Raw genomic sequence first — 22,649 nt, 5'->3', positions numbered from 1 at the left:
CTGCTCAGCGAGATGTCATGAGTCACGAACTCCCCGTTGAACGCGTCATGCAGACCGGCCTGCTCACCTGCGAGCCCGGCACGCCGCTCTGCGTGGCCGCGGACCGCATGGCCGAGCGCCGGTGCAGTTCCATCATCGTTGTCGAGGGTGATGAGGTGCTGGGTATCTGGACCGAGCACGACGCCCTGGCCGTCGACTTCGCCGACCCGGCCGCCGTGCGCCGTCCCATCGGCGAGGTGATGAGCCGTCCGGTGGTCAGCCTGCCGGTCGACACGCCCGTGGGCGAGGCGGCCATGCGCTTCGCGGCCGAGGGGCGTCGCCACTATCTGGTGGTCGACGATTCGGGAGGGCCGCGGGGCATCCTCACCCAGACCGACGTGGCTCTCAACCAGGGGCTCGAGCCCTACCTGCGCCTGCGGGAAGTGCAGGGCGCCATGCACCAGCGCCCGCTGATCCTGGAGGGGAGCCGACTGCTGGCGGACGCGGCGCGCCACATGCGCGAGCTGGGCGGCGATGCCGCCGTGGTGCACTGCGGCGACAGCGAGCTCGGCATTCTCACCGAGCGCGACCTGGTATGTTTCGTGGCCCGCCACCCGGGGAATACACCGGTCGGCGAGCTGGCCAGCCGGCCGCTGCTCACCGTGCACCTCCGCGATACCCTGATCGCCGCGCGCGACCGCCTGCTCGACAACCGCGTCCGCCACCTGGCGGTGCTCGACGACGGGGGCGAGGTGGTCGGCTTGCTGGGCTTTCGCGACATGCTCGCCGGCGCCGAACAGCTCTACCTGCAGGACCTGCGCGAGGCCCTCGAGCAGCGCGATCACGCCCTGGCCCAGTCGCGCCACAACCTGCAGCTCGCCGAGCGGGTCATCGACTCCTCCCTGGAGGGCATCATCATCACCGATGCCGAGAATCGCATCGAGTTCGTCAATCCGGCGTTCACCCACATGACCGGCTTCACGCTCGAAGAAGCGGTGGGGCGTACTCCGCAGATCCTCTCCTCGGGCCGCCATGACGCCGCCTTCTATCGACAGATGTGGGAGACGCTGCAGCGCTGCGGCTACTGGCGCGGCGAGATATGGAACCGTCGCAAGAGCGGGGAGCTCTATCTGGAATTGCTCACCATCACCGCCATCACCGACGACGACGGGCAGATCACCCACTACGCGGCGCTGTTCAACGACATCACCCACATCCGCGAGAACGAAGAGCGCGTCCGGCGGCTGGCCTACTACGACGCCCTGACCGGTCTGCCCAACCGCCGCCTGCTGGAGGACCGCCTCGAGCTGGCGATTCGCCATGCCCACCGCAACCAGACGCGCCTGGCGGTCATCTTTCTCGACCTGGACCACTTCAAGCAGGTCAACGACACCCTGGGCCACGCCACGGGGGACGAGCTGCTGATGCTGCTCGCCGAGCGCCTGCAGACGCGACTGCGCGAGGACGACACCCTGGCCCGCCTGGGCGGCGACGAGTTTCTGGTACTGCTGCCCGATCTCGACGAGATCGACGAGGTGACCCGCATCGCCCGGCGCCTGATCGAAGCGGTGAGCGAGCCCAGCCAGATCGGCCAGCACAGCTTTCGGGTCGGGGCGAGCCTGGGGATCAGCCTCTATCCCGACGACGCCGACTCCGCCGAAGCGCTGATCCACGAGGCCGACGTGGCCATGTACCGCGCCAAGCAGGAGGGGCGCAACGCCTATCGCTTCTACCGTGCCGCGATGAATCGCCAGGACGACCGGCAGCTGGTGCTGGAAACCGCCCTGCGCAACAGCCTGGAGACCGGCGAAGGGCTCGAGGTGCACTATCAGCCGCTTTTCGAGCGCGACAGCGGGCGGCTGCACAGCGCCGAGGCGCTGGTGCGCTGGCATCACCCGCTGTTCGGGACCATTCCCCCGGGCGACTTCATCCCCCTGGCCGAGCGCGCCGGCCTGATGATGCCGCTGGGCGAGCACGTGCTGCAGCTGGTGTGCGCCCAGTTGGCGGTTTGGCAGCGCGAGGGCAGGGCGCCCGTACCGGTGGCCGTCAACCTCTCTGCGCGGCAGTTCTGGCAGAACGACCTGGCGGGCAAGGTGGCGCGTAAGCTCGAGGCGCACGGCCTGCCGCCTGGGCTGGTGGGCTTCGAGATCACCGAGAGCACGCTGCTCGACAAGCAGCAGCAGGCGGCCACGCTGCTCCAGGGGCTGCGCGACTTCGGCTGCAGCATCGCCATCGATGACTTCGGCACCGGCTACTCCTCCCTGAGCTACCTGCAGGACCTGCCGGTCACCGCCCTCAAGATCGACCGCAGCTTCATCAAGCGCCTGGGCGACGGCGAGCGCGGCAGTGCCGCCATCGTCGCCGCGGTGACCGGCATGGCCCACGAGCTGGGCCTGCAGGTCGTCGCCGAAGGGGTGGAAACCGACGCGCAGCGCCAGGTGCTGGCCCGCTACCCGGTCGACCTGCTGCAGGGCTTCCTGCTCGGCCGCCCCGTGGAAGCGCGCCAGTATGCACGCCGCTATCTATCGCGGCCGCTGCATGCCGGAGCGTAGGCGCCAGCCCTGTCCGAGGAGCGCCGCCAAGTCGGCGCTTTTCCGGCTTTAGCCCGGGCGCCGATGCCAGTAGGCTAGGCGGCTGTCCCGCGCTTGCGATCACACCATGACTCGACCCGCATTCACCGGCAGCAGCGACCATCGTGGCCCCCTGCGCCACGATTCCCTCTTGCCGTCGCACGCCGGCGACGACGAGGACGGTGGCTGGATGATCGGCTACCTCGATGTCATGACACTGCTGGTGGCCCTGCTGGTGCTGATCTTTACGCTCTCCTTCACCGGGCAGGAGCCCGATGCCCCGGCTTCGCCCGCACCGTTCGACGAACCGCGCACGCGCGGCGTGCCCCTGCCCGAGCCGCTGCAGCGGGCGCTGGCGGCACGCCCGGCGGTTAACCTTCCCGCGCAAGGCTGGCTGAGCCCGGTGGCCGTATCGGCGGCCCTGGGCGTGGCCGGCCTGCCGCCACGGCCGCCCAGCGTTCAGCCACCGCCGCTGCTGGCCCGGCGGCCGCTGCCGCAGGCATCGCCCACGCCGGGCGAGCCGCTCCCGCCGCTCGACTGGCTGGCCTCGACCCCGCCCGACTGGCTGCTTCCCCAGCCGGTGGCCCCGGCCGCGACCGATCTGGCCCTGCCGCCGGCGGATTTCCTGCTGGTGCTCACCGACCGCCCGCCGGAAGGCGTGCGCGAGGTCTCCCCGCAGGCACTGGCCGGTGCGGAGCGGCTCGCCGAGCGCCTGGCGGATGCCCCCTACCTGCCCGACCTCGAAGGCGTGGCGGTGTCGCGCGTGGACGAGGGCATCCGGCTGCGCGTCGAGGATCAGTGGCTCTTCCCCACCGCCGAGGCCGAGCTCACCGCCGAGGGCGAGACGTTGGTGCAGCGCATGGTCGCGATCGTGCAGCGCCACGACGGCGAGGTGGCGGTGGAAGGGCACACCGACAGCCGCAGCATCGACACCGACGACTTTCCTTCCAACTGGGTGCTCTCCAGCGCCCGCGCCATCGCCATCGTCCATGCTCTCGAAGAAGCCGGCGTCGAATCGCGTCGGCTGCGTGCCGTGGGGCTCGCCGACACCCGGCCGCTGGCCGACAACGCCACCGCCGAGGGGCGGGCGCGCAACCGGCGGGTGGAAGTCATCATCCACGCACGGTGACCCACGTCCCTCAAGTCACTCCACTGCCTGCCGATAGTACCCCACTCATGCTCGTGGCACCCGCGGGCGGCATCCTTTGCCCATAATGATGAGTGATCCTCACATGCCTACATCCCTACGACTCCGTATCCTGCTGGCGACGGTGGTGGTCATCGTCCTGGCGCTGCTGGCCAATGGCCTGGCCAATTTTCTGACGGTGCGCTCGCACAACGACGATCAGGTGGCCCGCAACCTCACCGCCGTCTCCCAGGGCAATGCCAAAGCCATCAGCGAGTGGTTCGCCACGCGAATTTCCATGATGGAAGCGCTGCGCGTCGGCGACGACATCGACGATTCCCTCGGCGACCTCGAGCTCGTCGAACAGTCCGGCGACTTTCTGGCCGTCTATCTCGGCGATCCCCGCGACGGCAGTACCATCTTCTCCGACGGTTGGGAGCCCGGCGACGACTTCGACCCGCGCGAGCGGCCCTGGTACAAGGCCGCCGTGGAGGCCGAAGAAACCATCGTCACCGCACCCTACGAGGATGCGCAGACCGGCGATTTGGTGGTGACCATCGCCACGCCTTTCCATGACGACGGCGAGCTGCAGGCCGTGGCCGGGGGCGACATCGTCATCACCGACATCGTTGACATCGTCACCGAGATCGCCCCGACGCCCTCCAGTCTGGGCTTTCTGACCACTGCCGACGGAACTCTGGTGGCGCACCCCGACCCGGAGCTCAGTCTCGCCTCGACCACCGAGCTGGCGCCGACGCTGGATGCCGCGCGTCTCGCTGAGCTTGCCGAGGCAAGCGAGCCCATCGAGGTCGCACTGGGCGGCGAGGCCAAGCGCCTGCGCAGCGCCGACGTGGCGGGCACCGACTGGCAGCTGGTGGTCGCCCTGGACGATCACGAGGCCACTGCCGGCCTGCGCGCGGTGCTCGGCACCTCGGCGATCACGCTGCTAGTGGTCGCTGGCGGTGCGACGCTGGTGCTGGGAGCGCTGCTGCGCGTGATGTTCCGTCGCCTCAAGACGGTGCGCAGTGCCATGGTCGACATCGCCAGCGGCGAGGGCGACCTGACCCGGCGCCTGCCCGAGGGCGGCAAGGACGAAGTGGCCGAGATCGCCGCGGCGTTCAACGGCTTCGTCTCGAGGCTGGAAGGGGTGATGTTGACCATTCGCGATGCCAGCGAATCGGTCAACGTGGCGGCCGGCGAGATCGCCACCGGCGGGCAGGATCTGTCGCGGCGCACCGAGAATGCGGCCTCCAGCCTGCAGCAGAGCTCGGCTTCCATCGAGGAGATCTCCGGCACCGTGGAACATACCGCCCAGTCCTCGCGTCAGGCCAACGAGCTGTCGCAATCGGCCGTGCAGATGGCCTCTCAGGGGGGCGACGTGGTCCATCGCGTGGAATCGACCATGGAAGAGATCACCGACTCGTCGCAGCGCATCGCCGAGATCGTCAAGGTGATGGACGGCATCGCCTTCCAGACCAATCTGCTGGCTTTGAATGCCTCGGTGGAAGCCGCACGTGCCGGCGAGCACGGCAAGGGCTTCGCCGTGGTGGCCGGCGAGGTGCGCCAGTTGGCCACTCGCAGTGCCGAGGCCTCTCGCGACATTCGTGGCTTGATCGACGATTCCGGCCAGAAGGTCACCGCCGGTACCGAACTGGTGCGCCAGGCCGGCAGCTCCATGCAGGAACTGGTGGCCAGCGTGAACCGCGTGGCCGAGGTGCTGGGCGAGATCAGCGTTGCCGCCGGCGAGCAGAGCGACGGTATCGGCCAGGTTAACGTGGCGGTGGCCGAGCTCGACCGCATGACCCAGCAGAATGCCGCCCTGGTGGAAGAATCCACCACCGCCGCCGAGCAGCTCAAGGATCAGGCCGAGCGTCTGTCTGAAGCGGTGGGGGGCTTCACCTTGAGCGAGACACGGCCGATGCAGGGGTAACCCTGCGTCGTACCGGCCGCAACGCAGCAGGCCAGCGGCATTGCCGCTGGCCTGTCGTCTTGTGGAGCCGATGGAAGCTCGTCGGTATCAGCACGGATCCATGGGCAGGCAGACCCGCTCACGGGTGCCACGCACCGCTTCCCGCTCGGCCTCGCGAGTGGCCTTGCCGGTGGCGTCCACGCGCCGAAGCACCTGGCCGTTGCCCTCCACGGCGCCGCTGACGATGCGCGCGTGGGCGACCTTGTCGGCCACGCGGGTGATGTCGACGTCGGCTACCCAGGTCTCGCGCGGGCCCAGGCTCTCGCCGTGGTAGGGGTCCGTGTAGGCCTTGCCGATGTCGTACACCGCCCAGCGCTGGCCCGGCTTGACGATCACCCCGCCCTGGTTGAGCACGATCTCGCCACCGCGGCTCTCCACCACGCGCAGCGGGTAGATGACATTGAGCGCGCGGAAGGTGAGTTCGCTGCCCAGGGCGTCGAACACCCGCTGGGTGACACCGCCGCTGCCGGGTCTGTCGATGCCCAGTTCGGCGAGATCGGTGCTCAGGGTGTGGCTCCACATCACCTGGCCGGTAGCGGGAATCACCACCCGCGCCTCCAGCGTGGCCACGCCATCGCCCTGGTGCGAGCGCTCGCCGGTGATGGGGTTGGCCACCTCGCGCAGGGCCATGTCGAGCTCGGTCAGGCGCGTCACCACCAGGTAGTCGGCCCCCAGGTTGCGGCCGAGCATCGCCTTCTCGGCCAGCGGTACACGGCCGGAAGCGATGAAGGCCTGCTCGGCGCGGATCGCCTGCTGCATGTCCCGATCCAGCACGTTGAAGCGTCGCGCGCCGACCATGGCCTGCACCAGTGCCTGGGTGAGCCGCGCCGAGACGTCGCCGGCGGCCAGGGCCTCGCCGTTGATGCGCAGTTGGGCGGTGTCGACCTCCACCGGGTAGACGGCCAGGCGCTGGCGGTTGCTCTGGGCGCCCGCGCCGGGCACGCGGTACACCGGCACGCGCACGGAGAGCCGCGCCAGCTGGCCGCCGCCCGGGGCGGGGCGTACCTCGAGCACGTCGTACCCGCTGATCAGCCCTTGGCTGCGCACCTTTGTACCGCTCTTCACTCGCGATTCATGGGTCACCGAGGCCTCGCGGCCCTGGCCGTCGCGTACCGAGAGGCGGTTCATCGAGCGGCGCAGTTCGCGGCTGGCATCCACCTGGGCGCCGTGCACCTGGCGCACGGCCTCGCCCAGGGCATTGAAGATCGCCTCTTCGCGGTCCACTCCGGTGGCCTCGGCCTGCACCACGCGGGTCTGCACGCCGGCCTGGGCGGCCAGCGGCAGGGCGGCGACCAGCAGCCACAGCAGCAACCGCAGCGTCCTTGTGAGACTGCTCATCACCACTCCCCGAACGAGCCGGTGGCGCGCGACGTCGCCGGAGTGCTGGGCGGCGTACCGCTGGTAGCGCCATCAGCCGGCTCCGGCTCGTCACGCTGGGTCAGCCCCTGGGCCTTGGCCGAGGTGCCGGGCGACCAGTACTTCACGTAGCCGAGATAAGGGTGACCGGTGCTGGGATCGCTGCTGTTCCACTGTCCCACGGTCTGCACGCCCTGCAGATGGGCGTCTGCCTCGGAGCGCAGGACGCTGTTGACCATGCGGCCCACCCCCTCTTCGGTGAGCAGCCGCGAGCTGCCGTCGCCGCGGGTCTCGCGCACCTGCTCGCGCAGCTTGCGCTTGGTACTCTCCTTCTGCCCCTGCACCGTCATGCTGGCGAACTGGGCCAGCCAGCCGTCGGCCATCATCTGCGCGCTGGTGCGTGCCGCTTCCAACTCGGCACTGATGGCGAACTCGTCCATGCTGCCGCGCACTAGGGCCGGCGCCCCCATGCCGAAGGAGATCAGTCCGTAGCGGCCCTCGCCGTCGACGATCGGCTGCACGCCGAAGTAGCCGAGCATGGGCGTGCCTTCCTCGAGCTGGGGCGCCAGGCGCGCCTGGATGGTCTCGACGGGGATCGCCTGACCCGGGGCCACGTCGCCGGTGCGCAGCTGGCGGCCGAACTCGCTGAAGCGCGCCGACTTGACTACCACCACGCTGACGCGGCCGTTGTTGACCGGCCCATCGCCGCCAACTTCCTCGATGACGCCGAAAATGCCGATACCGGAGAGCTCGCCCATGGCGCGCCAGGTGGTGTCGGTGACGAACTCGTCATAGATCAGCTGCTTGCGCTCGGCCAGGTTGAGCTGGGGCAGCTGGCTGGCATCGCCACCGAGCTCCTCGATCACCTTGTTGAGGGTCTGTACCGAGGCTTCGGCCAGGCGGCTCGCCAGGGCTTCGCCCAGTTCGGCGAGGTTGCTGGTGTCGGCCACGTCTTCCGGCAGGCCGTTCTGCATGAAGCGGTCAGCCATGCTCTTGCCGATGTTCACCGAGTCCTGTGAGACGAGTTCGCCCATGGCCTGCAGGAAGGCCTCCTCGGTGGCGATCAGGCGTGCCTGGCTGAAGTCGATGCTGGTGGGGTCCATGGCGATGTCCGTCGAGGCGACGACCAGGGTGCCGCCCGCCGGGTTGTTGGCCGACTCGCCCTGTACCCAGCCGCGATCCTGCAGGAACGCCTGGATCTTCTCGTCGCTCTGGGAGACCTCGTCGATGGCATAGAACGGCGAGGGTGGGGTGGCGGCGGCGTCCGTTTGGGCGGCGCGGCTCTGCTCGGCCAGCTCCTGGGCCGTTGCGGCGCCGGGCAGCAGCAGGGCGAGGGCGACGGCGGCGGCAAGCGGTTTCAGCGTGCGTTCGAACATGGGGCCTCCTTACCAGCTGACCGAGGCGTTGGAGCCCCGCTTGATGACCTGGGTCTCGTCCTCCCACAGCGCCAGGCCGCTGGCCAGGTCGGTCAGCGAGAGCTGCACGTAGTACTCCACCTGCTGCTCGCGACCCACCTTGCGGTTGCGCTGCAGGATCTTGCCGGAGAGGCTCAGGTCGGGTGCCTGCAGGGTGCCCTTCTTCTGGACGCCGCGCTGGTCGAACTCGTCGGAGTCGCGCAGCGTTCGCGAGAGCATGTTCATCTCGTCCTCGGCGCCGTCGATGCCCACGGCGGTGGTGGTCACCACGCGGCCGGAACGCAGCAGGTCGACGCGAATCTTCTTCACCAGCTGATCGGTGTCCAGACGCTGCATGGTGTCGTTGACGATGCGGCTGACCACCATCACGTAGCGGCCGCCGTTGGGGTTGTCCACGGCGCCGCTCTCGAGCATGGAATCCACCGCGCGACCGGCGGCGTTCTCGAAGTCGCGGTAGTCCAGCGCCATGCTGACCGGGCCGTCGTCGTTGGCGGGATCCACGTAGCGCGGGGTGGTGGCGCAGCCCGCCAGCAGGGTCAGGCTGGCCAGCAGGATGAGTAGCAGTCTCATGGTGTCATTCCCTAAGTGGTTGGAAAGCTTGGTTGGAAAGAAATGCCTGTGATACATGCAGGGCTGGTTGTTGTGGGTTGTGGGAGGGCGGCTTGCCGCGCGAAGGCGCCGCCAGGTGCCCATTGTCTGGCAGCGCTGCGCGCTGCTTCGCCCGATAAATCGGCCTCCCACGGGGTAGCAGGTGCATAGATTGCGGGAGGGCGATTTAGCTCCGGTTTGACGCCTCGACGAAGGCGCCGTCAGGTGCCCCTCCCTGTGCTCAAGACGCATCGGCCACCAGCTCGCCGGCTTCGTCGCCGCTCGGTGCGCCGTGCAGCGAGAGCTGTTCGCCGCCGTGCTCGCCCTGCAGGTCGATCAGCGAGACCTGCGCCGGGCTCTGGGCGCTGGGGCGCTTGACGTAGACGAGGGTGTAGGGCCAGTCGGGCAGGCTGAGCTCGCCCAGGGCCGTGCCGCCGGCTGCGAGCGTCAGCCGGCCGGAGTCGGGCCGTGCCAGGCGGGCCACTTCCCAGTGGTCGGGAATGGCCTGCCAGCTGCGCAGGTCGGCCTGGGTGGTGGCGGCGGCGAAGAGCGCTGTGCCCAGCTGACCCACGGCGCCCATCTCCTCGGCGGCGGCGGTCTGGATCAGCGCCTTGATGGCGGCGGAGGCCACGGCGCGCCCCAGCACGGCGGGGAAGCGCGCCTGCATCTCGGTATGAATCACCTTGCCCATGGCCGAGAAGGCCTCCGGGGTGATCGTCTCGCCGCTGCCGTCGCGCAGGGTGAGGGGCTCGCTCACCGCCTGGCGATTGGCGTAGCGGGGTAGGGCGATGCCGGTGTAGGCGGGGCTGGTGGTGTTGCCGTGGAAGAGCAGCAGCGGCACGTCGAAGCGCGTCTCCTCGGCCACCGGGCCCAGGCCGTTCTCGTAGATCACCCACACCCGATCGCCCAGCGCCTCACGCTTCGCCTTGCCGGCGGCCAGCGCGGTGGCCAGTTCGGCATCGGCGGCGAGCGCCCGGTTGCCCGGGGTCATTTCGGCGACGCGCTTCAGCGAGGTGGCCGCGCGCTCCAGGTCGCCGGTCTCGCCGCTGGCGAGGAAGAAGAGCCCGTGCAGGTAGGTGGCGGAGGGCACGATGAACTCGGGGTAGACGCTCCACTGCGAGGTCTCGCCGTAGTTAGCGGCGATGCTCTCCTGGAGGGCGTCGCTCTCCAGGCTCTGCTGGATCGACTGCTGCTCGGCTTCCGCCTCTTCGGCCATCGCCTCCTGCTGGGCGGTGATCTCCTTGGCGAAGGTCTCCACGGCGCGGCGGGTGCGGTCGTCGGCACGGTTGAATTCGATGCGCGCGTAGTCGCGGTTGCCTTGCTGGAGGAAGGCGAGCCCCTTGTAGGTGTTGACCAGCACCGTCTCGGCGAGCATCGGGGTGTAGTCGCTCTCGGCGTCGTTGAGCAGCACGGCCTTGCCGCCCTCCAGCAGCCCGGCGGCAAGCCCGGTGGTGTCGTCGAGCTTCATGCCGGTCTCGGCACGGTCGTAGAGGCTGATCGCCGTGGCCGTGTCGCCGGCCAAACGGTGGGCTTCCGCCTGGTGCAGCAGTTCGAGCAGCTGCTTGTCTTCCGCTTTGTCGCCGCCCGTCAGCGTGGCCTTGGCCTCCATGGTCGCGGCGGCTCCCAGGTAGTCGCCTTGCACCCAGGCGGCGTTGAAGGCTTCCATCTGGCTGCGCTGCTGGTGCGCCGCGCAGCCGCTCAGCCCCACCGCAAGCGTGGCGACGGCCAGTGCCTTGATAGTGTGCGTCATGTGGTTCCCTTGCGTAGCGTCAAGCGTTCTTCTTGCCCGGCCGCTCTCCGGCGGCCGGCTATGGCGAGGGGAGGGAAGGCGCTGAGCGCAAGCAAAGGGGAAGCGAGCGGTGGCACGACACGGCAGCACCGTCGCGAAGCGGCAGGAGGGCATGAAACGCAGCCCGGCACCTCTCCCTGGCGAACACAGCAAGGCGCCTTCCACGCGCCTCGAAGTGGATTTCGGCCGGGGAGAGAAGAACTTTAGCGAACTTTCATGCAACCAAAGGCGTAGGCTGGGGCGCGTGGCACTGGGTAGGGAGGGATCCGATGCCCGCGAGCGGCGCCAGATCGTGGGGTTCGAGGTGGAAACCCTCGAACCCTAAAGTCCCGCCCTCATCCGCCGATGTGGGTAGCACGAGCAACAAAATTCACCGGCCAAAGGCAGTTCTCATGGCTAGTATCTCATCGCTCGGCGTGGGTTCCGGGCTTGATCTCAACGGCCTGCTGGGCCAGCTTCAACAATCCGAACAGGCAAAGCTCGAACCCATCCAGCAGCAGGTCCAAGAGCAGAAAGTCAAGATTTCCGCCTACGGCGAGATGCAAAGCGTGCTCTCCTCCTTCCAGGATGCGGCCAGCAAGCTCAGCGATACCTCGCTATTCCAGGGCCATAACGCCAGCGTGAGCGGCGATGCCTTCCAGGCCGCGGTGAACAGCGATGCGGCAGCGGGTGAGTACAGCGTCACGGTCAATGACCTGGCCACCGCCGGCAGCCTGGCCACCCAGCGGGTGGACGACCCCACGGCCGAGATCAGCAGTGGCGCAACCGACCTCGACCTCACCTTCGAGGACGCCGCCCTTGACACCACGGTGGCTATTGACGCTGACAGCTCCCTGGAAGGCATCCGCGACGCCGTGAACGCCGATCCCGAGGCCGCGGTGAATGCTTCCATCGTCAATGACGGCGCGGGCTACCGGCTGGCGCTGATATCCGAGGAGACCGGCAAGCAGGCCAGCATCACCGGCACCAACTTCGCCGCCGTGGCCGATCAGGCGACCCTGACCGACAACACCATTACCCAGGCCGGGCAGGACGCCAGCCTGGACGTGAACGGCATCGCCATCACCAGCACCACCAACCAGGTCGACGACGCCATCCAGGGCGTGACTTTAGACCTTCAGCAGCAGGGTAGCGGCACCCTGAGCGTGGCGCGCGACGATGAGTCGATCCGTGAGGCGGTGACCGGCTTTGTGGAGAGCTACAACGAGCTCAAGGGCACCGCCGGGCGCCTGACCGCCTTCAACGGTGAAGAGGGCGAAGCCGGTGAGCTGATCGGCGACAGCGCCGTGCGCACCATCGAGTCGCGCCTGCGCAGTAACCTTGCCGCCGGGGTGACGGTGGATGGCGAACAGGGCCTGCTTTCCGATGTGGGGCTATCGATGACCGTCGACGGCACCCTCGAGCTCGACCAGGGGCAACTCGATGCCGCCCTTGCCGAGGACCCGGCCGCAGTAGAAGCCTACTTTGCCGGCGATGGCACGTCGCCAGGCCTGGCGGGTCGCCTTACCGAAACGGCCGAGCAGCTGACCAGCGACAACGGCGCCCTGACCACCTCCCTCAACGGCGCCGAAAACCGTATCGACAGCCTCAACGATCGTCATGCCCGTATGGAAGCCAGCATCGAGCAGACGGTAGAGCGCTATCGCACCCAGTTCAGCCAGCTCGATGGCATGGTCGCCCAGATGAACCAGACCAGCGCCTACCTCACCCAGCAGCTGAGCAATCTGGAGGGTGGCCAGTCTGGCGGTGGGCTATAAACTGTAATGCCTAGCGGTGGCGTGCGATGAGGAATTCCTACGGTTGGGCGGCATACCATCAGCTACAGGTTTTCCCGGGTGGGCTGGTTGAGTCTAAAGTTTGCGTGAGTGGCGCCGATAGATATGGCATAGCCGCGCTTCCGTCATGCGGTATACATGGAGAACACGTATGGCAATCTCAGCCCTTGGTATAGGCTCAGGCCTCGATCTCAACGGTCTGCTTGATCAGCTGCGCTCCGCCGAGCAGCAGAAGCTTGAGCCGCTAACGGCCCAGAAGAGCCAGGAGAAGGCGAAGATCTCCGCCTATGGCCGGCTGCAGTCCGGCCTGAACAAGTTTCAGGACGCGGTAACCAAGCTCAACGAGACCTCGCTCTACCAGAAGCTCTCCGCCAGCGTTCAGGGCGAAGGCATGACTGCTACTGCGAGTGCGGAAGCCAGTCCCGGGCAGTACGAAATCGCCGTGACCCATACCGCCCGCGCTGGAAGTCTGGCGAGCACCCGGGTGGATAATTTGACTGATTCTCTGACGGGGGCGAATGCGTCCCTGGACCTGACTTTTGGCGATGGCAGTGCGCCCGACAGTACAACGAATGGCACGAAGAGTATCGCCTTGCCGGAGAACGCAACCCTGGAAGACATCCGCGATACCATCAATGCCGATGCTGAGGCCGGGGTGGATGCCTCCATTATCAACGATGGTACCGGCAATCGTCTGGTGCTTACCTCTCGGCAGAGCGGTGCCGATGCCGGCATCACCAACATGGCCTTCACTAACCTCGCCACCGGGGTGACGCTGGATGAGGATCTCGCCACTCACCAGGCGGGCCGCAACGCCTTGCTTGATATCAACGGCATCGAGATCACCAGCTCCACGAATACGATAGAGGGAGCTATTCAGGGCGTGACGCTGGAGCTGGCGCCTGACGCCACGGGCGAAACCCTCAGCCTGAACGTGGCGCGCGACAGCGGCTCTCTCAAGGAGGCCGTCGGCAAGCTGGTGTCATCCTACAATGAGCTGCAGTCCACCATCGGCCGCATGACAGCCTACGGTGGCGAGGACGGCAAGTCGGGTGAGCTGATCGGTGATCGTACCGTCCGCAATATCGAATCGAACCTGGCGCGCGACCTGACCAATAGCGTGGCGGGGAGCGAACTCACGATCATGTCGCAGCTGGGCATCTCTCTGAATGAAAAAGGTCGCCTGGAGCTGGATGATGCCAAGCTCGATGAGCTTGCTACCAGCAATCCGCAAAAGCTGGCCGATTTCTTTGCCGGAGCAGATGAGGCTTCGGGGATGGCAGGGCGCCTGGATGCCACCCTTGGGCGTTTTCTCGGCGATGATGGCATGATCAGCAGCGCCGTGGAGAGTGCCGAAACCCGAGTCGAGAGCATCGACCGCCGTACGGCGCGCATGGAGCAGAGCATCGAGCGCACTATCGAACGCTATCGCGTGCAGTTCGGCCAGCTCGACAGCATGATTGCCAACATGAACCAGACCAGCAGCTACCTGATGCAGCAGTTCGAGTCGCTGGATGCCCAGCTTGGTCGTGATTGATCACTGACGAGACAGGCTACACGGCCTGTCTCTCGTGGTTTGAAACCCCATCGCCCCCGCCTCTTTAACGCGAAGCGGGGGCGATTCTGTTTACTCAGGCGGCCGGCTCAGCCCAGCAGCGTCAGTGCCGTCTGCGGCAGTTGGTTGGCTTGGGCCAGCAGGCTCTGCCCCGCTTGTTGCAGGATCTGAACCTTCATCATGTTGGCAGTCTCAACGGCATAATCAGCATCCAGGATGCGAGACTGCGCGGCTTCCGTACTGATGCTCTGTTGAGTCAGGTTGTCGATAGCACTATCAAAGCGGTTGTTGAGCGCCCCATAATGGCTGCGGTACTCATCGACCTTGGCCAAGGCGTCATCAAGAGCACCAAGTGCCGCGCTGGCGCCTTGCCCTGTGCTCAAGCTGATCTCGTCAAGTCCCAAGGTCTGGCTGTCAGCCGGCGTCGGCTCGATGGTGAGTTTGTTGGCCTTGTCGCCGCTGTTTGCGCTCATCACGATATCAGTAGGCGTGCTGGTGGGGTGTTTGGGCGGTCCATCTGGCATATGGTCCCAATCGACCATCATATCGTAGCTGCCACTGCCCGTGACGGCGAGGAAGAGAGGCTCTTTGACTTCTTGAATTAAGACCCTCTCATAAGCTGTGGAAGGATAGGGTGAATTGTTTCCATCGTTGATTACGTTATCGTGCCAGTCTCCGTCGCCGCTGTAGGTGATCTCCATGCCGGCAACGGTGCGCGTTGCTCCGCCGGTAGCATCGTAGTGGCTGGTGTTGTGAAATAGCGACGAGCCATCATAAGCGACCTGATCGCTGAATCCATTGGCCTCGTTGAGCAGATCATCTTTCATATCTTGCTCTGTAGTGATGCCTCGCGCTGTCCAGGTAGCGTCGGTGGCATTCGAGTCACCCTCTACCATTGGGGTGCCGACCAAGTGAGCACCGTTGCGGGTGAAGAGTTGAATATCATCATCGGCACCGAGCGAATTTATCTCGATCACTAAATTGGTCGTGCCTTTGGGAATGAAACCGATCGGGTCAGTACCCGATGAGCGCCCATTGTCCCAGGCTCCCTTGGCAACCTGAAGGGCGTTCTTGATAGTCTTGGTATTTCCTAGCTCGGTCACCTCTTGCCGTTGCGATGTCGGTGCCAAGAGGTGTTTCTCGAAGGCCTGGGTGTCCATCGCGATGCGGTCGACTTCCTCTACGATTTGCAGGAACTCGTTGTGAATGGCGCTGCGGTCTTCGCTGGAGAGCGTATCGCTGGCTGCTTGCAGCGCCAGCTGGCGCCCCCGCTGCAACAAGCCATTGATGCCATCCAGTGCGCCTTCGGCGGTCTGCATCAGGCTAATGCCGTCATTGAGTCCCTTGCTGACGGCATCATTGGCGCGCAGGTTGGTTTCCATGCGGTTGCTGATGGCAAGCCCGGCGGCGTCGTCCTTGGCGCTGTTAATGCGCAGGCCGGAGGAGAGCCGCTCCATGGCCGTGCTCAGGTCAGACTGTGACTTGCGCTGATTCTGCTGGCCGGTCAAGGCGGTGATGTTGGTATGGATCGAAGTCATCCGGCGTCCCTGCTGTATGCGTCATCTCCATCTTATGATCGGCCTGGCCGAATGAAACTTTAGGGTGGGTGCAGGAGCAAAGTAAGCTGAAGCCCGTTTCGGCACAATGAATGGTGGGGCGCAGAGGCATGGCGAGCCACAGCCGCTAGGCCCTTGGCCAGGTGGCTGAGTTCCTGGTCACGGCTTTATGACGCTTACGGGAATGGGTGTCTACGTAGCTTGGTAGGAAGCAGGCAGCCCGCTTTTCTGGCGGGCCGTGCAGTGTCAAGCCGAGGGCCGCATTTTTTTTTCGCCCTCACCCTAAAGTCTCCCCGCGCTCCGCCGTTATTCAGGGTAACGGCCAACGGCGCCGTTGCGGCAGGCCCGGAACGCTGGGCCAAGCATAATCCCAGCGGGCCCGCCAATGGAGCCCCCAACGTAGAAGGAATGATCTCATGTCCGTGATCAATACCAACATCACCTCGATGATCGGTCAGCAGAACCTGCAAAAGAGCCAGAACGCGCTGTCCACCTCCATGGAGCGCCTGTCCTCCGGCCTGCGCATCAACAGTGCCAAGGACGATGCCGCCGGCCAGGCCATCGCCAACCGTATGAGCGCCCAGATCACCGGCCTGTCTCAGGCGCAGCGTAATGCCAACGACGGTATCTCTGTCGCCCAGACGGCAGAAGGCGCGCTGAACCAGGTCAACGACAACCTGCAGCGTGTCCGCGAGCTCTCCGTTCAGGCCCAGAACGACACCAACTCTCAGGATGACCTGAAGTCCATCCAGGGCGAGATCAATCAGCGCCTCAACGAGATCAACCGTATCTCCGAAGAGACAGACTTCAACGGCACCAAAGTGTTGGCCAGCGACACGACACTCTCTATCCAGGTGGGTGCTAACGATGGCGAAACCATCGATGTCTCACTGGAGAAGATCGATGCCGAAACTCTGGGCCTTAACAAGTTCAATGTCTCCGGCCCGGAGGGAGCAGCGGCGGCCACGACGAGTGCTGCCGATCTGGCAGATGCCAACGAGCTTGTGGAAAGTTCTACTGCGGTTGCAAGTTTTACCGCCAACTCAGCTCTCACCGGTGCTGACTTCGGTCTGGATAGTGGAACGGCCGTTAGCGGGGGCACCACGACATATATCGATGATAATGGCACCCTCTATACCAAGCTCAACATCGATGGTACCGAGCTGACCGACAGTGAGGTCGAGAGCCTGGCCGAGCAGGGCATGCGCATTGATGCAAGCTCTGCCACAAATGAGGTCTATATGGCACTGGAGGCTGATGATGCAACCGTTATCGCATCTGGCTCCTTGAGCTTCGATGCCACTGGTACTGGTGAGGATAATATTAAGCAGAATCTTGCCAACCTGACCTTCGAACGGAGCAGTGAGCTGTCTACGCTTGACAAGTCACTGAATCAGGTGGATAGTCTGCGTTCCGATCTGGGTGCCATCCAGAACCGCTTCGAGTCCGCGATCACCAACTTGCAGACCAACGAGACCAACCTCTCGGCGGCGCGCTCCCGCATCGAGGATGCCGATTACGCTTCTGAGGTGGCCAATATGACCCGTGCTCAGATACTGCAGCAGGCTGGTACCTCGGTACTCGCCCAGGCCAACCAGACACCGCAGAACGTCCTCTCTCTGCTGGGATAAGTTCAGGCCACTTTGTGGGCTCAAGGAACGGGATAGCCATCGGCTATCCCGTTTTTCGTGGCTTTACACTCAATCCGAGTTGGTAGCATGACACCCATCGTCACAACAGCCGGGAGAGGAGTGACATGCCCAAGCCTAAGCGCCGCCCCCCTTTGAAATTGAACCGCCAAGCGCGTGAAGCCCAGCTTGAGCGCTTGGCGACTCGTTTCCTCGAACACTACCGGGCCAAGCGGCTGGAAACGGCTGTGGAACTGGCGCGGGAGATCACCGAGCGCTATCCCCGAGCCTCATTTGGCTGGAAGTCACTAGGCACGGCATTGATGGAATCCGGCGACCCTCAGAGCGCCGTGGCGCCTCTGCAGCAGGCCCTCGAGCTTCAGCCGGATAATAACGAAGCTCTGACCAGCCTAGGCAAGACACTCCAACAACTAGGTCGCTATAAGGAAGCCGAGGACTGTCTTGCTCGGGCCTTGGCGGATGCCCCCGACAACTATCAGGCCAACATGCACTTGGCGGGAATCCATCAGCAGCGTGGCCGCCATGACCAGGCTCTAGATTACTATGAGCGTTCCCTGGAGAGCCTGCCGGACGCCTTGCTGGCCAAGATGCGCAAGGCCACGGTATTGGTTGAACGGCGCGAGTACGACCAGGCGCTGGCCGTGCTGGAGCCACTTGTCGCACAGTACCCCAAAGCTGCGGGCGTTTTGACCAACTTGGCCAATCTTTACGGAACCATGGGCCGTTTTGATGAGGCCGAGGAGTTCTATCAGCGAGCCATCGACCTTAGGCCCGATGCATGGCTTTCTTTTTCCAACTATTACTTCACTGCCCACTACAATCCACAACATGACGCTGATGCACTTTTTGCTATTGGTAAACAGTGGCAGCAGCGGTATGCGCCAGCGGAAATTCCGTCACGCCCCTCTACTGAGAAGACGGTTGCACGCCCCCTGCGAATCGGCTTGATCTCGGCAGGTCTCAAGACCCACCCGGTCGGGCAGATGATCCTCGGTGCTCTGGAGCATTTGTCGTCGGGACAGTTTCTGCTCTATGCCTATTCCGACAGTCTGGTAAATGATGCCACGGCACGCCGTCTTAAGTCCCTGATGTATCGGTGGCGCGAGGTTCCGCATACCCCGGATGCGGAGCTGGCACGGATGGTGCGTGATGATGCCATCGATATCCTGATCGACATGACCGGGCACACCTCGGGCAGTCGCCTGCCAGTGATTGCGGAAGAGCCGGCGCCCCTAATCGTCAAATGGGTGGGCGGGCTCTTCAACACAACAGGGCTCGAAGCTGTCGACTATCTGCTCTCAGACGAAGTAGAGACACCCAAGGGGGTAGATGATTACTACTTTGAGAAGCTGATCCGTTTGCCCGATGACTATATCTGCTATACGCCGCCTCACCATCTGAATGATGAGCCCGGATTGCTGCCGGCACTCAGCAATGGCTATATCACCCTCGGGTGTTTCAATAATCCGGCGAAGATCAATGAGGTGCTGCTGGAGCAGTGGTCGGTCCTGATGCATGAGTTGCCACAGTCACGGTTGCTGCTCAAGGGGGGGCAGTTTACCGATACGAATTATTGCGAACGGCTGCATGCTTTTATGGAAGAGCAGGGTATCGACCGCGAGCGTGTGCTGTTGGAGGGGCCGGTTCCCCACAAGGAACTAGTAGCCACCTACCGCAGTGTGGATATCGCCCTTGATCCGTGGCCATATTCTGGCGGTTTGACCACCTGTGAGGCGCTCTATATGGGCGTGCCCGTGGTAACCCTGCCTGGGCCTAGCTTCGCCGGGCGCCATAGTGCCACTCACCTAGTCAATGCGGGCCTGCCGGAGCTGGTGGCGGATGACTGGGACGAGTATCGCCAGCGAGTGATTGAACTCGCCGGGGATCTGGATAGCCTGGCACTGATCCGTCAAGGGCTGCGACAGCAACTTCTTGACTCACCCGTCTGCGATGCACCTCGCTTTGCCCGTCACCTTCTCAAGGCCTTACGCGCTATCTGGCAGCGCCACTGTGAAGGAAAGACGCCCACTGCGCTGACCTTCAACAAGGCAGGGGAGGCCTGGTTCGAGGGAGAAGCCCACCCCGTCGCCATTGATATCCCGGAAACCGCCACGGCGTCTCCTGCCGCGAATGCGAAAACCAAGGAGGGGTTCCACTGGCAACTGCCGGGCAAGATCGTGGTTATCGATAACAGCGCCAAGCTGGTCCGTGAACAGGGTTTCGAACGATTGAGACACCTTGATGCCTTCGGGGTGGTGGTCTTCGATCCGGCTAGCCGAGTGGCGGATGCAAGCCAGTTTGAAAGTAGCGACGACGTCCAGCTCTTTCCCCATGCGTCACTGGGAGATGGTCGGCCGGCGACGCTGCATGCCTGTCTGGACCCGGCCATGAGCAGCACCTTGGAACCGCTGCCACAGGAGCAGCAGTTCAGTTCGAACATACAGAGAGCGAAGGTGCTGGCCCAACTGCCTATCAATACCGTCGCTCTGGACAGCATTGAGGGTCTGGAAAGCCTCGACTGGCTGATTCTCGATGAGCTGAGCGATGCGATGGCCATTCTGGAGCACGGTGAAGATGCGCTCAAAGATACCTTGCTGATCCAGGTGCGTATCGCCTTTCAGCACACTCACGAGCGACAGCCCAACTTTGCCGAAGTGAGCCACTGGATGGCTCGTCACGGCTTCCGCTTCTATCGCTTCAATGACAGGCAGCATGTCAGCCATCTACCTGAAAGCGTTCCATTGGAAGAACGCCAGGCAAGCGATCTTGTAGCCGCCGATGCAATGTTTATTCCCAGTTATGCAAGAATAGTAGACCTAGTAGATGGTCAGCGCATTAAGTTGGCTTTTTTGCTACATGCGATCTTCGGTATCAAGGATATGGCTTATCTGCTGTTGTCTTCAGTGGATGGTAGAAAGGCGAAACAATATCTGGTGGCTGAGGGGTTGATGCAGCCACTTGCTGGAGAATCAGAGAAAGGAAAAGAGATAGAAGCTGAAGAAGAGGGTAAAGAGTCTTCAGGAGTTGCGCATGGAGTATCAGAATTTAAAGTTCCTCAAGCGCCCTTCATGTCTTCAGCGGAGCGTGATCTTTTCATGAATTCGCTCTCTCGGGCGAAGCATTATTTTGAATTTGGCTCTGGCGGTTCAACGGTCTGGGCGGTGGATCAGGGGCTGATAGCGTACGGGGTGGAGAGTGATGCCAACTGGGTGAATGCATTGAAAGCTAAGTTGGGGGAGAATTGTAAGGTCGAAGTTGTGGATATTGGGCCGACAAAGGAGTGGGGATTTCCGGTCTCAATGAAGCATTCGGAAAGTTTTCCGGATTATAGCCAGGCGATTCATGCCCATAAGCAGTCGTTTGACCTGATCTTGGTGGACGGCCGTTTCCGCGTTGCGTGCACAATGGCAGCGATTCAGCATATATTAGATAATTCAAAAGAGACAAAAGAAGCTAGGATTTTTATCCATGATTTTTGGAATCGGCCCATCTACCATGTAGTGCTTGAGTTCTTGGAGGTTGTAGAACGGGTTGAGTCAGCAGGCCTTTTCAAAATAGGAAAAGATGTGAACAAGGAAGCTGTGGCTGCTGTGTGGGAGCAGTATGCCAAGCAGCCGCAGTGAGGCTGCATGCGCTTTCTTCTTCAACGACAAAGGCTGCATGAGCATCGCCGCAGCTGGATCGCCGATTGCTTGCATCAGTTGGACATCGCTATTCACCGGCCCGCTGCAGGTGTGGCATCTGGAGAGCGGCGGGGAGGGGCTGACGCCGGGGATGCGCCAGGCCGTGGCGCAGTGGGCGGCCACTTCATCGCGAGCGGCTGGCGGATATCTCCTGGTTCATGCGGGTGCTCAACGAATCCATCGCTCGCCAGGCCAACGCCGAGGATGGCGTGAAGGGGCGCTTCTGGGAGGGGCGCTTCAAGAGCCAGGCGCTGCTCGACGAGGCGGCGATCCTCAGCGCCATGGCCTAGTCGACTTGAACCCGATTCGAGCCGGCATTGCCGAGACGCCGGAGACCAGTGAACACACCTCGGTGGCCGAGCGTGTCGCCGCGCTGGCGCCAGAGGCAGAGCATGTGGCGCCGGAGGGAGAGGATGAGGCAGCGCCGCCCGCGGCAGCCAACGTGCCGGCCTGGTGCGATTCGCTGCCGCTTCAACCTTTGATGCCCTTCGACGCCACGGCGCAGCTCCCCAGCGCCATCCCTTTCAGCTTGGAGGACTATCTGGAACTGGTCGAGACCGCCGGCCGTTGTCAGCGCCCGGACAAGCGCGGCGCCATCGCCGAGCGAGTACCCAGGCTGCTGAAGCGCCTGAACATCGAGCCGGAAGCCTTCATTGCCGCCTCCACTACGCTGCTCAAGCGCTTCGGCAGCTCGGTGGGTACGCCCGCCAGCCTCACCATCTGCTGCGCCGCCCGCCAGGTGCGGCATCTGAGAGGCATGCGAGCGGCGTGGGAGGTGTTCGAGCGGCGGGTGGCGTGAGCCGGTTGGCCCCAACAGCTTCTTGGTGTCAACGCGGTGGGAACGTGTGATTTCGTGTTGCTTTGTGTGCGTCAATGACGTACCTTTGAAGCATGTACACCATCGCCGAAACCGAAATATTCACCAAGGACGCCGACGCTCTCTGGGATGAGGACGAACGAGGCGAGTTTTATGAATGGCTGGCGATGAACCCTGAGGCGGGCCCTGTGATTCCTGGCTCTGGTGGTTGCCGCAAGGTGCGTTGGCAGCGGGAGAATAGCGGTAAGCGCGGCGGTGTACGAGTGATTCACTATAACCGCTTGGCGAATGGGAAGATCTGGCTGCTGGTAATCTATGCCAAGTCCGTCCGGGGCAACATCCCGGCCCATATCCTCAGGCAGATCAAGGAGGCGCTCGATGATGCGTGACGCCGATGTCATGACCGGTGAAGAGCTGGGTAACAAGTTGCTGGAGTCAGTACGCCAGATGAAGCGTGGCGAAGCGGCTCGCGAGACTCAGGTAGAGGTGCCGAAAGCGGCTGAGGTACGCCATCGAATGGGGCTTTCGCAGAAGGAGTTTGCAGACCTGCTGGATGTAAGCCTTGGTACGCTGCGTGGCTGGGAGCAGGGGCGCCGCGAGCCCACTGGAACCGCACGTACTTTGCTTCGAGTGGCGGAGAAGCACCCTGAAGCACTGCGTGATCTGGCATAAAGAACATTCTCAGCCTTGGGTGGACGGCACGCCGCCCACCAGGTGCGGCATCTGAGAGGCATGCGAGAGGCGCGGGAAGTGTTTGAGCGGCGGGCGGTGTAGCGCGTCAATCTGGATGAGAAGCCAGCGACAATCTGGATGAGAACCAGA

Annotated in this window: 16 protein-coding genes; 11 read left to right on the top strand and 5 right to left on the bottom strand. The window is 63.9% G+C overall.

What is annotated here, in order from left to right; genetic code table 11:
* The first annotated feature begins 17 nt into the window (after positions 1-17).
* The 3 genes from FEF15_RS13915 (at position 18) to FEF15_RS13905 (ending at position 5,605) form a co-directional block, all read left to right on the top strand.
* Positions 18-2,531: an EAL domain-containing protein gene (locus FEF15_RS13915; protein ID WP_163559772.1), complete on the top strand. Its 2,514-nt coding sequence runs from the start codon at positions 18-20 to the stop codon at positions 2,529-2,531.
* Between the two features lie 106 nt (positions 2,532-2,637).
* On the top strand, positions 2,638-3,678 hold the full coding sequence (locus FEF15_RS13910; RefSeq protein WP_163559771.1) for an OmpA family protein: 1,041 nt from the start codon (positions 2,638-2,640) through the stop codon (positions 3,676-3,678).
* A 103-nt stretch (positions 3,679-3,781) separates the two neighbouring features.
* Positions 3,782-5,605: a methyl-accepting chemotaxis protein gene (locus FEF15_RS13905; RefSeq protein ID WP_163559770.1), complete on the top strand. Its 1,824-nt coding sequence runs from the start codon at positions 3,782-3,784 to the stop codon at positions 5,603-5,605.
* An 87-nt stretch (positions 5,606-5,692) separates the two neighbouring features.
* On the opposite strand, the gene FEF15_RS13900 is transcribed toward FEF15_RS13905, so the two are convergent.
* The 4 genes from FEF15_RS13900 to FEF15_RS13885 all read right to left on the bottom strand — a co-directional run bounded on the left by FEF15_RS13900 (position 5,693) and on the right by FEF15_RS13885 (position 10,753).
* Positions 5,693-6,982, bottom strand: a complete 1,290-nt coding sequence (locus FEF15_RS13900) for a CsgG/HfaB family protein (protein ID WP_163559769.1) — start codon at positions 6,980-6,982, stop codon at positions 5,693-5,695.
* Positions 6,982-8,376, bottom strand: coding sequence for a DUF6844 domain-containing protein (locus tag FEF15_RS13895; protein WP_163559768.1), 1,395 nt, complete (start codon positions 8,374-8,376; stop codon positions 6,982-6,984). Before FEF15_RS13895 ends, FEF15_RS13900 begins: the two co-directional genes overlap by 1 nt.
* A 9-nt stretch (positions 8,377-8,385) precedes the next feature.
* Positions 8,386-8,985, bottom strand: a complete 600-nt coding sequence (gene lpoB / locus FEF15_RS13890; RefSeq protein WP_163559767.1) for a penicillin-binding protein activator LpoB — start codon at positions 8,983-8,985, stop codon at positions 8,386-8,388.
* 259 nt (positions 8,986-9,244) lie between these two features.
* Positions 9,245-10,753, bottom strand: a complete 1,509-nt coding sequence (locus tag FEF15_RS13885) for a hypothetical protein (RefSeq protein ID WP_205598539.1) — start codon at positions 10,751-10,753, stop codon at positions 9,245-9,247.
* A 431-nt stretch (positions 10,754-11,184) separates the two neighbouring features.
* Here FEF15_RS13885 and fliD (FEF15_RS13880) point away from each other — a divergent pair, with 431 nt between their 5' ends.
* The gene (gene fliD / locus FEF15_RS13880; protein WP_163559766.1) at positions 11,185-12,549 is read left to right on the top strand and encodes a flagellar filament capping protein FliD; all 1,365 of its coding nucleotides are present in this window, start codon (positions 11,185-11,187) and stop codon (positions 12,547-12,549) included.
* Positions 12,550-12,718: 169 nt separating this feature from the next.
* Positions 12,719-14,104 carry a flagellar filament capping protein FliD gene (gene fliD / locus FEF15_RS13875; RefSeq protein ID WP_163559765.1) on the top strand — a complete coding sequence of 462 codons (1,386 nt, stop codon included), beginning with the start codon at positions 12,719-12,721 and terminating at the stop codon, positions 14,102-14,104.
* A 107-nt stretch (positions 14,105-14,211) separates the two neighbouring features.
* Here fliD (FEF15_RS13875) and FEF15_RS13870 read toward each other — a convergent pair whose 3' ends face one another.
* Positions 14,212-15,660 carry a flagellin gene (locus FEF15_RS13870; protein WP_163559764.1) on the bottom strand — a complete coding sequence of 483 codons (1,449 nt, stop codon included), beginning with the start codon at positions 15,658-15,660 and terminating at the stop codon, positions 14,212-14,214.
* Positions 15,661-16,094: 434 nt separating this feature from the next.
* Between FEF15_RS13870 and FEF15_RS13865 the strand changes: the two genes are divergently transcribed.
* The 6 genes from FEF15_RS13865 (at position 16,095) to FEF15_RS13845 (ending at position 22,499) form a co-directional block, all read left to right on the top strand.
* Complete coding sequence (locus FEF15_RS13865; RefSeq protein WP_163559763.1) at positions 16,095-17,309, top strand: FliC/FljB family flagellin; 1,215 nt, start codon at positions 16,095-16,097, stop codon at positions 17,307-17,309.
* A 125-nt stretch (positions 17,310-17,434) separates the two neighbouring features.
* Positions 17,435-20,950, top strand: a complete 3,516-nt coding sequence (locus FEF15_RS13860; RefSeq protein ID WP_163559762.1) for a tetratricopeptide repeat protein — start codon at positions 17,435-17,437, stop codon at positions 20,948-20,950.
* Positions 20,951-21,168: 218 nt separating this feature from the next.
* On the top strand, positions 21,169-21,300 hold the full coding sequence (locus tag FEF15_RS19640; RefSeq protein ID WP_276208214.1) for a hypothetical protein: 132 nt from the start codon (positions 21,169-21,171) through the stop codon (positions 21,298-21,300).
* A 5-nt stretch (positions 21,301-21,305) separates the two neighbouring features.
* Entirely contained in the window at positions 21,306-21,809 is a 504-nt protein-coding gene (locus FEF15_RS13855; RefSeq protein WP_163559761.1) for a hypothetical protein, read from the top strand.
* Positions 21,810-21,901: 92 nt separating this feature from the next.
* On the top strand, positions 21,902-22,216 hold the full coding sequence (locus FEF15_RS13850) for a transcriptional regulator (RefSeq protein ID WP_163559760.1): 315 nt from the start codon (positions 21,902-21,904) through the stop codon (positions 22,214-22,216).
* Positions 22,206-22,499 (top strand): helix-turn-helix domain-containing protein, encoded by a 294-nt coding sequence (locus tag FEF15_RS13845; protein ID WP_240454177.1) that lies wholly within the window; start codon positions 22,206-22,208, stop codon positions 22,497-22,499. Before FEF15_RS13850 ends, FEF15_RS13845 begins: the two co-directional genes overlap by 11 nt.
* The last annotated feature ends 150 nt before the right edge of the window (positions 22,500-22,649 follow it).

Source organism: Halomonas sp. NO4 (assembly GCF_010994375.1).
Classification (GTDB): Bacteria; Pseudomonadota; Gammaproteobacteria; order Pseudomonadales; family Halomonadaceae; genus Halomonas.
This window is presented reverse-complemented; position numbering and strand designations above follow the sequence as displayed.